We start from the raw sequence: 12,823 nt of genomic DNA, 5'->3' as shown, positions 1-12,823 counted from the left end.
CAAAGATAACCGGCACCAAAAATTACAGTAGCGGCCAGGATTCCGCCGCCAATCTGCGCATTTCTAGTTCGGAACATCGGCATCGTGATAACCCTCTGGCCTCGGCTCATTGAGAACTTGTAGCAAGCGCTCTATCAAGGGTCAAAATGCAGCTGCATTTCTTCTGCACATTCAATGGCGAGGATAACCTTGATGAAGCAAAAATCCGTGTGTGTATATTGCGGATCGCGCCCCGGTAACGACCCCGAATACATGGCTCAGGCCCACGCCGTCGGACAGGGTTTGGCAAGAGAAAACTGGCGGCTGGTGTACGGTGCCGGGGACGTAGGTTTAATGGGGGCTGTCGCCCGCGCGGCGCAATTGGCGGGAGGGAATACGTTCGGCGTCATTCCTGAACATCTGGTGAAATGGGAAGTCGGCAAGACCGATCTGACGCGGTACATCGTCACCGAAACGATGCATGAACGTAAGAAGGTCATGTTCATGAACTGCGATGCGGTCGTGGTGTTGCCCGGCGGTGCCGGTTCGTTAGACGAATTGTTCGAGGTGCTTACATGGCGGCAGCTTGGCCTGCACAGCAAGCCAATAATACTAGTTAATACAAATGGTTACTGGGATCCGCTGCTTGCGCTTCTCGCCCATGTCGTCGCCGAAGGATTCGCTGATGAAACGTTGCTTGGCTATTTCACGTCAGTCCCCGATGCAGATGCCGCCGTGGAATTGTTGCACCAACTTTTAAGCTGACATTTGTCTGGGATGCCAACGCGCGGGAACACAGCCGCATTGCCGCATCTATGTCCCCGCGCATTGGCGTAATTCCCAGAGTCAGGCAGACTTCCCCCGGCAATTAGGCAGATGTTTTCCCCGTATGCACATGCAAGCTGACCAGCGTAACGCGAAAAGAGCGCTGGAATTCCAGCGCTCTTTCAGCGTCGATACTGGCGGGGCAATACACTGAAAACCAAAGCTGATCGCGCCTTGTCAGGCGTTGCAATTTAGATACACATTAGTTCGAATTCAACTCGGACTTGATGATCTCCTCGATCTCGTTGACCGGATGGTTTGTCAGGGTTTTTGGAATTTCTCCTACAACCTTGCTCGACACCTCCTGGTGGAATGCATCGCGCAATTCACCCAGCGTGGAAGGCGGAGCCACGATCACGATCTTCTCAAACCGCCCCTTATGGGCTTGCTTGTACAAGATTTCCGCTAATTCGTGCGCAAAACGATCCTTTGAAAGTTGATGCCAATCCGTATCGGCCACCGCAGATCGGTGCACGGAAGGGCCATCGTTGAAACGCCCCCGGCGATTTGCTGCTTGCTCGCGGTTGGGAGGGTTATCTTGTTCCTCCTCGCGGAAAACCTGCAAGAACGGATTTTCGTCATCAGTTTCGTTGACCATGAATAATGCCTTTTCGCCATCTGCGATCAGCACCCAAGTCCCGTTATCAATCTTGGTCATCATGTTCTCCTGTAATCTGATTTGTTCAACGGACAAACGCGTGACCTCGGATCACAGTTCCCACAAAAAAGGCCCCGCCACGTGAACGGGCGGAGCCTTTCTGTAGATATATCAAAAGATTACATGCGCGACGCGACGTTTTCCCAATCTACAAGATTATCGAGGAAGTTTGACAGATAGTCAGGGCGCGCGTTGCGATAGTCGATATAGTAGGAATGCTCCCACACGTCGCAGCCAAGCAGAGCTGTCTGACCGAAACAAACTGGGTTCACGCCATTCTCTGTCTTGGTAACCTTCAGACCGCCATCTTTATCCTTGACCAGCCATGCCCAACCAGAACCGAACTGGCCGCCACCTGCGGTCTTGAATTCGTCCTTGAACTTGTCGACCGAACCAAAGCTTTCGTTGATAGCCTTTTCGAGTTCGCCGGGCATCGCGACAGAGTTGGGGGTCATCATTTCCCAGAATTGGTTGTGATTCCAAAGCTGAGAGATGTTGTTGAAGATCCCATTTTGGGCCACGGCATCGGGCTTATATGTACCCTTGATGATCTCCTCGAGGGTCTTCCCCTCCCACTCAGTGCCCTCGATGGCCTTGTTGCCATTGGTCACATAAGCGTTGTGGTGCTTGTCGTGGTGGTATTCCAGCGTTTCCTTTGACATGCCTTTGGATGCAAGCGCGTCGTGGGCATAGGGAAGGTCAGGAAGAGTAAAAGCCATGAGAAAAGCCTCCGTTATTGAAATTGCTTCTGGGCCACATGAAGCGCGTGACCCCGCAAGGTCAAGGGCAAGATAGGAAACCGAGCTTCGGTCTGCGCCCAATTATGTATGTACACACGCTTCTGGCAACTTAGACCAAAACCATCCGGAATGGTTGAAGGTTCCGCCGATACGTCTTGCCCGGAGCCTATCGGCGACCTTTAGCCTAGCTGCGATAGAAACCGACCTCTGATCCCGGTTGCGCGGCGGTTTTCAGCAAATCAAACACGTATTGGGCGACCGAGCGGAAACACACAAGCTGTGCGGTGTCAGTATCCTCCATCCAGAAGGCTGCCGGGACCTGAGCCAGACGGGTGCGTCGGATCATGCCGGGGCCGAAAGCCTGAGGTGACAGGTCGACGGGGGCTAGTTTGGCCAGCACCTCGCGCGTGTTCGGCCCCTTGATACGGAACACAGCCCGGGCATCGGACACATTCACGGCCAGAGCATGGTTATCACCAAAGCCTTTTTTCAGGGACACAAGCGCATTCGCGGCGTCGGTATATGGGCATATCAGCAGCAGTTCGTCTGGCGACATCCACGCGACGCCCTTGTCCCCCGCCAGTGATATTTCCCGGATGCCCGGCATGCCGACACCAACTGCCTTTTTCAAAGCTTTTTTCATATAGCTCGCGGATAGATCGCCCCGGATCGAGATCATTCCGATCGGGTCAAGGCCCAGAATTTCCGCTATGCCTTCCTTGAAGACAGCACCGTTCAATGCACTGATCGCTTCAGACATTTTGCTTCGCCCCCTCTTTGTCATAGAAAATCGGATCGACGATTTTCGCCTGATACGTCTTGCCATCGGTCCCGGGAAAATCCAGCACCTCGCCCATGCGGTCTGGCCCGTTCAGAACGAGCCCCATCGCGATGCCCTTGCCCAGTGTCGGGGAGTGATAGGTTGACGTGACACGGCCAATCATGGTGCGCTGGTTGTTCTCGTTCACACCGTCGCCAACCGCATAGGCCCCGTCAGGCAGCGTGCTGCCGTCTGTGGTTTCCAAACCGACGAGTTTCCAGCGGTTCGGATCCACCATATGCGATCTCTCCTGCGCTCGTTTTCCAAGATAGTCGTCCTTTTTCTTGGAAATCGCCCAATTCAATCCGAGGTCTTGCGGAATGATCGTGCCGTCGGTTTCATCGCCAATCATGATAAAGCCCTTTTCGGCGCGAAGTATATGCAGGCATTCGGTGCCATAGGGCATCACGCCCAGGTCATTGCCCGCCACCATCAACGCATCCCAGAACGCTTGGCCCTGCCCGGCGTCAACCGCGATCTCGTAGCTCAGCTCGCCCGAGAAAGAGATGCGGTAGATCCGGCAATTGAAGCCACCCAGCGTGCCGTCCGCCCATTCCATGAATGCCAGCGCGTCCTTGCTGACATCCATGCCGCCCAGCTTTTCCAGACATTTGCGCGCATTGGGGCCGACCACGGCGATCTGCGCATATTGTTCGGTGACATTGGCGACGTAGACGTCGAAATCCCACCATTCCGTTTGCAGCCATTCTTCCATGTGCTGATGGATGCGTTCCGCGCCACCGGTCGTGGTGTGACACAGAAAGGTGTCGTCATCGATACGGGCGACGACACCATCGTCGATCAGAAAACCGTTTTCCGAACACATCAAGCCATAGCGGCATTTACCCGGTTTTAAGCTGCTCATCATATTGGTGTAGAGCAGGTCGAGAAATTTGCCCGCGTCCGGCCCCTTGACGATGATCTTACCCAGCGTTGACGCATCGAGAAGCCCCATCTTGGTCCGGGTGTTGGTCACTTCGCGCATTACCGCGTCATGGGTGGATTCACCGGGGCGATTATAGGAATAGGGCCTGCGCCACTGGTCCACCGGTTCCCATTCGGCACCGTTGGCCTCGTGCCAATCATGCATAGGGGTACGACGAACCGGTTGAAATACATCGCCTCGCGCCTCGCCACCAATCGATCCCATGGAAATCGGGTGGTATGGCGGGCGGAACGTGGTGGTTCCAACACTTGGGATATCGGCGTTCATCGCCCCGGCGAGCGTTGCCAGCCCGTTGACGTTGCTGAGCTTTCCCTGATCGGTGGCCATCCCCAGCGTGGTATAGCGCTTGGCATGTTCCACGCTGACGAACCCTTCTTGTGCCGCCAGACGGATGTCGGAGACCTTGACGTCATTTTGATAATCCAGCCACGCCTTCTCGCGCAGGTTTACGCCCGCACCTTGCGGCATCAACCATACCGGTGTCAGGGGAGCCTCCTCCTGACGGCTGGCATTGGGCGACACGATCTCGGAGGGCAGCTTGAACCCAAGAGCGGTCGCAACGCCATCCGCAGCCGCGTGAGCGTCATGCAAGATGTCATCCAGACCAAAAAATCCAGCGGCCGCACCAGCGGCGGTGACGAAACCGTGACCATCAGCCCCAAGGGGTGGGTTATCCACATCGGGGCGGAATGTCGCAAGCGTCGTATCCCATACCAGTTTTCCGCCGCAATGGGACCACAGATGGACCACGGGGGCCCAACCACCCGACATGGCAACGGCCTCGCAGGCGATGGTTTCCAGCACGGCACCTTCTCCGGCCTGACTGCAAACCTCGACGGCTGTGACCCGCTTGGTCCCTTTGACCCGCGAGATCGCATGCCCCATCATGACGCGGATACCCAGTTCCTTGGCACGCACCATCAACGGTGAATCCTGCGGCAACACACGGGCATCAAGAACCGCAGGGACGCTCAAACCCGCTTCGACCAACGCAATAGCCGTGCGGTAGGCATCGTCATTGTTGGTGACCACGACGGTACGGTCGCCCACCGAAACCCCGTAGTTCACCAGATAATCGCGGATTGAGGCGGCGAGCATCACACCGGGGATATCGTTTCCGGCAAAGGACAAGGGACGCTCAATGGCACCGGTGGCGGTGATGACATGACCCGCCCGGATGCGCCACAACCGATGGCGTGGCCCGGCGGCCTGCGGAGCGTGATCGGTCAGACGTTCATAGCCAAGAACATAGCCATGATCATAAACGCCCGCCCCCATCACGCGGGTCCGCATTTCGACGTTGCTCATGGTGGATAACTCGGCCACCAGATCGTCGACGAAGCTGTTGACGGGGGTGCCTTCGATTGTGCCTCCGTCAACCGGCGCACGCCCGCCCCAATGGGCTGTTTGTTCCAGCAGGATCACCCGTGCGCCGGAACGGCCAGCGGTACGCGCCGCCTCGAGCCCGGCGACGCCACCACCGATAATCAGAACGTCGCAAAACGCATAAAAATGTTCATAGCTGTCTGCGTCCTGGTCCTTGGGGGCTTTTCCCAGCCCGGCGGAATGACGAATGATCGGTTCGTAGACATGCTTCCAGAACGGGCGGGGATGGATGAACATCTTGTAATAGAAGCCCGCCGGTAAAAACCGGCTGAGATATTTGTTGATCGCCCCAACATCGAATTCGAGGCTGGGCCAGTGGTTCTGACTTTCGGCATTCAAACCGTCGAACAGTTCTGTTGTAGTCGCCCGCTGATTGGGTTCAAATTTCCCGGCCCTGCCCAGGTTCACCAACGCATTGGGTTCTTCGGGGCCAGCGGCCACCACGCCCCTGGGACGGTGATATTTGAAGGATCGACCGACCAGCATCTGATCATTGGCCAAAAGAGCTGACGCGAGTGTATCGCCTTCGAAACCGCGCAATTGCTTGCCATTGAATGAAAAGCTGACAGCGTTGGATTTGTTCAGCAGGCGACCACCTGTGGCAATTCTGGTGCTCATAACGGCGAACCTTGGCGTTTGCGGAGAGCATTGATGCCTCCGGCGGGAGTTTTCAGGCAAAATGAAATTGAACGGTGTGTCATCGAGGGGCACCCTGACCCTGCCAGTTCGGGCGACGATCACGAACCTTGTCGAGGATGTCTTGAGGTATGGTGCTGGTCTGCGCCGTGTAAGTACCGAAAACCTCAAGGGTTACGGTGTCTCGGGCGGCGTGAAACCATTTACCGCACCCGTAGACGTGGCGCCATCTTTCAAAGTGCACCCCCTTTGGATTTTCGCGCATGAAAAGATAGCTTTCGAATTCCGCGTCCGTTGCGCCGGGGCCAAACCGCTTCAGGTGAGCTTCTCCGCCGGCGTGAAATTCGGTTTCCTCGGCTGTGACACCGCAATTCGGGCATGTCAGGATCAGCATGCGACGTTCCTTTTGAAGGGTATCGAAAACGCAGAAAGGCCAGCCCCCGCGATGAGGCTGGCCTTGATCGATAAAACAGTTCTGCGCAGCGTTTTAGTTGCCAGAAGGCTGGTTGGTTGTACCCGTTGCGGGTTGATCGGCAGGGGCCGCAGGTGCGGGTGCGGGTGCAGGGTTGCCCGCTGGATCTGCCGCGCCCTCGACGGTGACGTTGACGTCGCTGGGGCCGCCGACTGGGTCGCTGCCCGAGAAGAAATAAAAGCCGAAGCCAATGACCAAGATGACAAGTATCCCGATAATGATACCCGATCCCGTGCCGCTGGTTTTGTTGATCGTTTTGTTAGGCGGTTGGTGGTGTTCTGGCGTAGCCATTGTGTTGCTCCTTCGTTTCGTTCGTATGAAGGTGCAACAGTTTGAACAGCAGAAAGGTTCCTGCGGGGGGGGGATGCCGCCTGTTTCGGTGAAATATTCAATGTGCCACTCCTGCCGCGACACTTTCGTCGATGAAGCGCCCCTCTTGGAAGCGGTTCAACCCAAAGGCATCGGCAAGCGGAGAGCGGCCTTTTGCGATTAGTTCGGCCATTGCCCAGCCTGATCCCGGGATCGCCTTGAACCCTCCCGTACCCCAGCCACAATTGACGAAAACCCCGTCGACGGGCGTTTTTGACAGGATCGGAGAGCGGTCACCCGTTACATCGACGATACCGCCCCATTGGCGCAACATCTTGAGGCGCGATACCATGGGAAAGGTTTCGACCAAGGCGCGGACGGTTTCTTCGATGTGGTGAAAAGCCCCGCGCTGTGTGTAGTTGTTATAGCCGTCGGTACCGCCGCCGATGACCATTTCGCCCTTGTCCGACTGGCTCATGTATCCGTGCACGGTATTGGCCATGACCACGACATCCATGCACGGTTTGATCGGCTCGGACACCAGCGCCTGAAGGGCAACGGATTCGATCGGCAACCGAAAGCCCGCCATGTCGGCGAGATGTCCCGAATGCCCCGCAACCACTATACCCAGCTTGTCACAATCGATATCGCCGCGGTTGGTCGTGACGCCGGTCACCTTGCCGTTATCCTGACGTATCCCTGTGACCTCGCATTTCTGGATCACGTCCATGCCCATGTCGGAACAGGCCCGCGCGTAGCCCCATGCCACTGCATCATGGCGCGCTGTTCCTCCGCGTTGCTGCCACAGGCCGCCCAGAACCGGATAGCGTGGCCCGTCGATATTGATGATCGGGACGAGCTGCTTGACCTTCTCGGGGCCGATGAATTCGGTCTGCACGCCCTGTAACGCATTGGCGTGGGCGGTGCGCTGATAACCACGCACCTCGTGATGGGTCTGCGCCAGCATGATCACACCGCGGGGCGAAAACATGACGTTGTAGTTCAAGTCCTGGCTCATGGTTTCATAGAGCGACCGCGCCTTTTCATAGATCGCGGCAGATGGGTCCTGCAGGTAATTCGATCTGATGATCGTGGTGTTGCGGCCGGTATTGCCCCCGCCAAGCCAGCCTTTTTCGAGGATTGCGACATTGGTGATGCCAAAGTTTTTACCCAGATAATAGGCAGTAGCCAGACCATGCCCCCCTGCCCCGATGATAATGACATCGTACCGCTTTTTGGGTTGCGCATCGCGCCAGGCCCGCTGCCACCCGGTGTGATGGCGGATCGCTTCGCGAGCGACGGCAAAGGCTGAGTATTTCTTCATAAAAGCGGTTCCCGGCATGGATTCGCGCAACGACCGTCGCGCTTGGGTTCTTTCTGGGTGAGCGGGCGAAAAAGAGGATACCCGGCGCGGCATTCCTTATCAGTTTTACGACATCAATCGCAATCTAGCAAAAACCACGCCCAGGTGCAGCAATATGGCCCCTTTTGTCACCGGCCCGCAGCGTTTAGATATACGGAAAGAATAATGATTGGACCTAGACTATATGAGCTTTTGGATCATTGCCGTCACAGGCGCAGCCCTGGTAACCCTTATGCTGATGCGTGCCGTGCGCCGTGGCGTACCTTCGACCACCGACGGCCAAGTCGATCAGGGCCTGAAGGTCTATCGCGATCAATTGGCCGAAGTCGAGCGCGATGTGAGCCGTGGCGTCTTGTCAGCGTCAGATGCTGCGCGGGTCAGAACCGAGGTTTCGCGTCGGATACTGGCGGCAGATACGTCGCAAGACCCAAAGGTAGCACCAGAGCGCGGACCGTCCAAATTGATGATCGCGGTGATGATCGTGGTGCTGATGGGGGGGACGGCGGCGCTTTACCTAAAGCTCGGGGCACCGGGGTATGGCGATCTCGCGCTCAAGGACCGGATCGCCTTTGCCGAGGAACTGCGCCAGACCCGCCCCAGCCAAGCGCAGGCCGAGGCAGAGTTGCCTGTTCCCGAAGTCGCACCCGACCTTAGCCCCGATTATGCATCCTTGCTGAAACAGTTGCGCACAACAGTTGCCAGCCGCCCAGATGATATCCAGGGGCACGTTCTTCTTGCCCAGAACGAGGCGCGGGTCGGAAACTATATCGCGGCGGCAAAAGCCCAAAGCACAGTGGTTCGCCTCAAGGGGGCCGACGCGACGCTGGAGGATGTCTCGGGCTATGCCGAACTGTTGGTGATGGCGGCGGGTGGCTATGTATCACCTGAGGCCGAGGCGGTGTTACGTGCCGTGCTGAAGCGTGACGTCGAAAACGGAACAGCGCGATATTACTGGGGTTTGATGTTGATCCAGACAGGTCGACCCGATTTGGCATTTCGCATGTGGGACGGTCTTTTGCGCCGTGGCCCGGAAGATGCGCCCTGGATTGCGCCTATCCAAGCCCAGATCGGCCCCGTGGCCGAATTGGCCGGGGTCGATTACACTCCGCCAGTGGTTGGTAGCGGAGCCTTGCGTGGCCCGTCATCAGAAGACGTCGAGGCCGCAAAAGACATGACACCGGCTGAGCGGATGGAAATGATCAGTACGATGGTCGACGGGCTTTCTCAACGGTTGGCGACCGAAGGCGGGCCGGTGGAAGACTGGGCGCGCTTGATTTCGTCACTGGGTGTGTTGGGCGAAACCAAACGCGCCCGTGCCATCTTTGAAAACGCACGCGAGGTATTCGCCAACGATCCCGCGGCGATGGACGATATCAATCGCGCGGGAGAACGCGCCGGGGTCAAGGAATGATCTACGAAGACATCGCCGATTTCGAAGCATCGCTGACCCCGATGCATGCCCTGATAGGGCTGGACCTGGGGGAAAAGACCATCGGCGTGGCGGTTAGTGATAGTTTTTTATCGATTGCGACCCCCCTTGAAACCATACGACGCAAGAAGTTCGGGATCGACGCAGCGCGCCTCTCGGAAATCATTGCAGCCCGGCGTATCGGCGGGGTGATTTTGGGCCTGCCGCGCAATATGGACGGCTCCGAAGGTGCCCGCTGCCAGTCGACACGCGCGTTTGCGCGAAACTTTGACCGCCTTGGCACCATACCCATCAGTTATTGGGATGAGCGGCTTAGCACCGTGGCGGCCGAGCGGGCCCTGCTGGAGGCGGATACGTCACGCAAACGTCGTGCAGAAGTGATCGACCATGTAGCGGCAGGGTATATCCTTCAGGGAGCGTTAGATCGGGTGCGGTTCATCCGGGCGAAAGCGGGTGCGGAATGAGGCGATCAACATGAGCGACGAAGTGTGGCAGCGAGATGAGGTCGAAAGCCCCTGCATAAAACTGTGCGTGGTGCACCCCGCGACACGGCTGTGCACCGGTTGCTTTCGGTCCATCGACGAAATCAGCGCGTGGTCGCGGATGACAGCCCAAGAGCGCCGTACAGTTTTGGCAGAACTGCCGGCACGGGCCGCAATACAGCCGGTACGGCGCGGTGGTCGGGCGGCGCGGCTGAAAAGACAGCAGGATTGATCAGGTTTACGGGCCTGTCCGTTTTAGCGGGCCATCCCGTATAGAAATTCAAGTAAGTGATCGCTGGTTTGGGCACCCTCATGATGGACGGGACCAAAATTATCGTTATCGGAAGGCTTGGAATCAATTGCGCCGAAATGCTGACCTGCTGTCCAATAACGCGACCCGGGCCGAGCCGCCGTCAAAGTGAAGACGTTGTTTCTGTATTTTTCAAACTCAACTGCCATTTCTGTATCTCTCATATGAAGCCGGGGTGATTCTCTCGATTCTGTCCCGGTATTATGGCTCCGATTTTGTTATATAACCCTTAAGTTAAGGCAGGATTGCGGCAAGACAGAGGTTTTGCTGCCCCATTGCGAACCAATCCCATGCAATTGTTTCTATAATGCTACATCTTATACGTGCGAGCGCAACAGAGGTTCCCGCCGATGCCGCAGGTCATCAAGCGGCGATGGCCGGAATTCGCCTAGCGCTATGCGAAGGCCGAGTTGCTGGTGAAAAGGTGTGCTGTCTAGCGCGACACCCTCAGTAACCCAACGATTTGCGCAGCATGTTCAAGGCGACCAGGATGAGGAACACGGCAAAGACCCGCTTCAACGGTTTGGGGTCCATTGAGTGCGCCAGTTTCACACCCAACGGTGCGGTGAGCAACGTCATCGCGATGACAATGACGAAGGTTGGCAGGTTCACCGCTCCCACAGTCAGCAGCGGGCTGTTGTCAGGCGTATCAACCAACAGAAAACCGATGACCGACGGTACTGCGATCAACACACCAAAACCAGCAGCCGTCGCGACAGCGCGGTGGATCGGCACGTTGAACAGGCTCATCAACGGTACTCCGAAACTGCCGCCACCGATGCCCATTAACACTGACAAGAACCCGACCGCTGGGGATAGAACAGCACGCCCCCCCCCTTGTGGCATCATTGGGCCAAGCCGCCACGACGCCTTGCCAACCGCCATATAGGTGCCCACGACCAGCGCCAATCCGCCAAAAATCCCCTGCAATACAGCGGTTCGCAACTGGGCGACGACCAGCATGCCAATGATGGCCCCGATCACGATTCCAGGTGCCCATGTCCGCAGGATCGCCCAATCTACGGCCCCCTTCTTGTTATGACTGTGCACCGACCGCAGCGACGTCACGATGATCGTGGCCAGCGAAGTCGCCAGACAAATCTGCATCAGCTCAGGCCCGCCATAGCCGAGGGTCTGGAACGCGTAAAAGAATGCAGGAACCAGAACAATGCCGCCCCCTACTCCCAACAGGCCTGCCAGAACGCCAGCAAAGGCACCGATGACCATGATAAGGATGATCATCTCGATCAGGAGGGTGGTATCCGGCATCTTTATCTGCTCCGTAGGTATGGTTGACGCATTGCTATACGGCTTCTTGGGCCGCTGCCAGTGTTTGCATTGCATCAAGAGCATCCAGCAGAACCTGCCGGTCCGCGCTCGGGGCTGAAGCCTGTTCGGACAACAAACGCCGCCAGATACGGGCGCCGGGGCGACCTGCGAACAAGCCCATCATATGCCGGGTGATCTGGTTCAGGCGGCCGCCGCCTTCGATATGCGCATCCACATAGGGAAGCATTAGTTCTACGGCGGCTTCGGGGGTTGTATCGTTACCGGTGCCGAAAACGCGCCGATCCGCCTGACTAAGAATGTCTGCCGGATTGTGATAGGCGCTGCGTCCGATCATCACGCCGTCCAAACCCGCATCCAGAAACGCGTTTGCCTGGTCAAGCGATGTAATACCGCCGTTGATCGAGATGTGCAGGTTCGGAAAAAGCCCTTTCATCTGCTTGACGATCTCGTAATCCAGTGGCGGGATATCACGGTTTTCTTTGGGGCTAAGCCCTTGCAGCCAAGCCTTGCGGGCGTGAACGGTTACACGTTCGCAACCAGCGCCGACGATGTGCGCCAAGAACTCGGGGAGAGCGACCTGAGGGTCCTGATCATCGACGCCAATGCGGCACTTCACCGTAACCTCAACATCTACGGCACGGCGCATCGCTGCCACACAACTGGCAACCAACGCCGGATGTTCCATGAGAACCGCGCCAAAGCGACCTGACTGCACCCGATCCGACGGACACCCGACGTTTAGGTTTATTTCATCATAACCGGCCTCAGCCCCGATCCGCGCGGCTTCGGCCAGTTCGGCAGGATCGGAGCCACCAAGCTGAAGCGCCACCGGATGCTCCGAGGGGTGATGGTCCAGCAGATGCAATGCCCCCCCGCGCACCAGCGCGGGCGACGTGACCATTTCCGTATATAACAATGTCTGCCCGCTCAGAAGGCGGTGCAGATAACGGCAATGACGGTCCGTCCAATCCATCATGGGTGCAATACTGAGCCGAGCGGCTAATTCTACATTTGAATTCAAAGACATAACAGGAATTCCGTGGTTTCGTTACTTTGACGCATTTCCTGTGATTCACCCCGATTTCCGGTGGTTTCCGTGGGTTTCCCGAGAACGCTTGCTACCGAATAGCAGCTTTGTATGTGGTCTGCATCCCCAAGTGAGGGGCCCACCAGGGACG

At 57.1% G+C, this 12,823-nt stretch carries 14 protein-coding genes; 4 read left to right on the top strand and 10 right to left on the bottom strand.

Annotated elements, in window-relative coordinates; translation table 11 throughout:
* The first annotated feature begins 192 nt into the window (after nt 1-192).
* A complete protein-coding gene (locus AC13DE_RS06325) occupies nt 193-744 on the top strand; it encodes an LOG family protein (RefSeq protein WP_446313025.1) in 552 nt (183 codons plus the stop codon).
* Nucleotides 745-1,006: 262 nt separating this feature from the next.
* Here the strand turns inward: AC13DE_RS06325 and AC13DE_RS06320 are convergent, their stop codons facing one another.
* The 7 genes from AC13DE_RS06320 to AC13DE_RS06290 form a co-directional block, all read right to left on the bottom strand.
* Complete coding sequence (locus AC13DE_RS06320) at nt 1,007-1,462, bottom strand: host attachment family protein (protein ID WP_446313026.1); 456 nt, start codon at nt 1,460-1,462, stop codon at nt 1,007-1,009.
* Between the two features lie 119 nt (nt 1,463-1,581).
* Complete coding sequence (locus AC13DE_RS06315; RefSeq protein WP_446297525.1) at nt 1,582-2,181, bottom strand: superoxide dismutase; 600 nt, start codon at nt 2,179-2,181, stop codon at nt 1,582-1,584.
* Between the two features lie 205 nt (nt 2,182-2,386).
* Nucleotides 2,387-2,962, bottom strand: coding sequence for a sarcosine oxidase subunit gamma (locus AC13DE_RS06310; RefSeq protein WP_483047388.1), 576 nt, complete (start codon nt 2,960-2,962; stop codon nt 2,387-2,389).
* On the bottom strand, nt 2,955-5,972 hold the full coding sequence (locus AC13DE_RS06305; RefSeq protein WP_483047387.1) for a sarcosine oxidase subunit alpha family protein: 3,018 nt from the start codon (nt 5,970-5,972) through the stop codon (nt 2,955-2,957). Before AC13DE_RS06305 ends, AC13DE_RS06310 begins: the two co-directional genes overlap by 8 nt.
* Before the next feature lie 79 nt (nt 5,973-6,051).
* Nucleotides 6,052-6,384, bottom strand: coding sequence for a sarcosine oxidase subunit delta (locus AC13DE_RS06300; protein WP_446313030.1), 333 nt, complete (start codon nt 6,382-6,384; stop codon nt 6,052-6,054).
* Nucleotides 6,385-6,477: 93 nt separating this feature from the next.
* The gene (locus AC13DE_RS06295; protein ID WP_483047386.1) at nt 6,478-6,753 is read right to left on the bottom strand and encodes a hypothetical protein; all 276 of its coding nucleotides are present in this window, start codon (nt 6,751-6,753) and stop codon (nt 6,478-6,480) included.
* 97 nt (nt 6,754-6,850) lie between these two features.
* Nucleotides 6,851-8,095 carry a sarcosine oxidase subunit beta family protein gene (locus AC13DE_RS06290; RefSeq protein WP_483047385.1) on the bottom strand — a complete coding sequence of 415 codons (1,245 nt, stop codon included), beginning with the start codon at nt 8,093-8,095 and terminating at the stop codon, nt 6,851-6,853.
* Nucleotides 8,096-8,318: 223 nt separating this feature from the next.
* Between AC13DE_RS06290 and ccmI the strand changes: the two genes are divergently transcribed.
* Genes ccmI through AC13DE_RS06275 form a run of 3 tightly spaced genes read left to right on the top strand, consistent with a single transcriptional unit; the run spans nt 8,319 to nt 10,277 of the window.
* Nucleotides 8,319-9,545, top strand: coding sequence for a c-type cytochrome biogenesis protein CcmI (ccmI, locus tag AC13DE_RS06285; protein ID WP_446297554.1), 1,227 nt, complete (start codon nt 8,319-8,321; stop codon nt 9,543-9,545).
* Entirely contained in the window at nt 9,542-10,027 is a 486-nt protein-coding gene (gene ruvX, locus AC13DE_RS06280) for a Holliday junction resolvase RuvX (RefSeq protein ID WP_446297519.1), read from the top strand. Before ccmI ends, ruvX begins: the two co-directional genes overlap by 4 nt.
* A gap of 10 nt (nt 10,028-10,037) precedes the next feature.
* Complete coding sequence (locus AC13DE_RS06275) at nt 10,038-10,277, top strand: DUF1289 domain-containing protein (protein ID WP_446297518.1); 240 nt, start codon at nt 10,038-10,040, stop codon at nt 10,275-10,277.
* Nucleotides 10,278-10,300: 23 nt separating this feature from the next.
* Here the strand turns inward: AC13DE_RS06275 and AC13DE_RS06270 are convergent, their stop codons facing one another.
* From AC13DE_RS06270 to dusA, 3 genes are all read right to left on the bottom strand, one after another.
* Nucleotides 10,301-10,504, bottom strand: coding sequence for a hypothetical protein (locus AC13DE_RS06270; protein WP_483047384.1), 204 nt, complete (start codon nt 10,502-10,504; stop codon nt 10,301-10,303).
* Between the two features lie 298 nt (nt 10,505-10,802).
* On the bottom strand, nt 10,803-11,624 hold the full coding sequence (locus tag AC13DE_RS06265; RefSeq protein WP_483047383.1) for a sulfite exporter TauE/SafE family protein: 822 nt from the start codon (nt 11,622-11,624) through the stop codon (nt 10,803-10,805).
* Nucleotides 11,625-11,658: 34 nt separating this feature from the next.
* The gene (gene dusA / locus AC13DE_RS06260; RefSeq protein ID WP_446297516.1) at nt 11,659-12,672 is read right to left on the bottom strand and encodes a tRNA dihydrouridine(20/20a) synthase DusA; all 1,014 of its coding nucleotides are present in this window, start codon (nt 12,670-12,672) and stop codon (nt 11,659-11,661) included.
* Between the last annotated feature and the right edge of the window lie 151 nt (nt 12,673-12,823).

Source organism: Sulfitobacter sp. L-8 (assembly GCF_056859255.1).
Note: the sequence above shows the minus strand (reverse complement) of the source record. Positions and strands in the feature narration are given on the sequence as shown.

Excerpts from the sequence above, each read along its gene's own strand:
- AC13DE_RS06315 (WP_446297525.1), bottom strand. The coding sequence starts at position 2,181 with ATGGCTTTTACTCTTCCTGACCTTCCCTATGCCCACGACGCGCTTGCA.
- AC13DE_RS06320 (WP_446313026.1), bottom strand. The coding sequence starts at position 1,462 with ATGACCAAGATTGATAACGGGACTTGGGTGCTGATCGCAGATGGCGAA.
- AC13DE_RS06325 (WP_446313025.1), top strand. The coding sequence starts at position 193 with ATGAAGCAAAAATCCGTGTGTGTATATTGCGGATCGCGCCCCGGTAAC.
- AC13DE_RS06270 (WP_483047384.1), bottom strand. The coding sequence starts at position 10,504 with ATGGCAGTTGAGTTTGAAAAATACAGAAACAACGTCTTCACTTTGACG.
- AC13DE_RS06310 (WP_483047388.1), bottom strand. The coding sequence starts at position 2,962 with ATGTCTGAAGCGATCAGTGCATTGAACGGTGCTGTCTTCAAGGAAGGC.
- ccmI (WP_446297554.1), top strand. The coding sequence starts at position 8,319 with ATGAGCTTTTGGATCATTGCCGTCACAGGCGCAGCCCTGGTAACCCTT.
- AC13DE_RS06300 (WP_446313030.1), bottom strand. The coding sequence starts at position 6,384 with ATGCTGATCCTGACATGCCCGAATTGCGGTGTCACAGCCGAGGAAACC.
- ruvX (WP_446297519.1), top strand. The coding sequence starts at position 9,542 with ATGATCTACGAAGACATCGCCGATTTCGAAGCATCGCTGACCCCGATG.
- AC13DE_RS06295 (WP_483047386.1), bottom strand. The coding sequence starts at position 6,753 with ATGGCTACGCCAGAACACCACCAACCGCCTAACAAAACGATCAACAAA.
- AC13DE_RS06275 (WP_446297518.1), top strand. The coding sequence starts at position 10,038 with ATGAGCGACGAAGTGTGGCAGCGAGATGAGGTCGAAAGCCCCTGCATA.
- AC13DE_RS06305 (WP_483047387.1), bottom strand. The coding sequence starts at position 5,972 with ATGAGCACCAGAATTGCCACAGGTGGTCGCCTGCTGAACAAATCCAAC.
- AC13DE_RS06265 (WP_483047383.1), bottom strand. The coding sequence starts at position 11,624 with ATGCCGGATACCACCCTCCTGATCGAGATGATCATCCTTATCATGGTC.
- AC13DE_RS06290 (WP_483047385.1), bottom strand. The coding sequence starts at position 8,095 with ATGAAGAAATACTCAGCCTTTGCCGTCGCTCGCGAAGCGATCCGCCAT.
- dusA (WP_446297516.1), bottom strand. The coding sequence starts at position 12,672 with ATGTCTTTGAATTCAAATGTAGAATTAGCCGCTCGGCTCAGTATTGCA.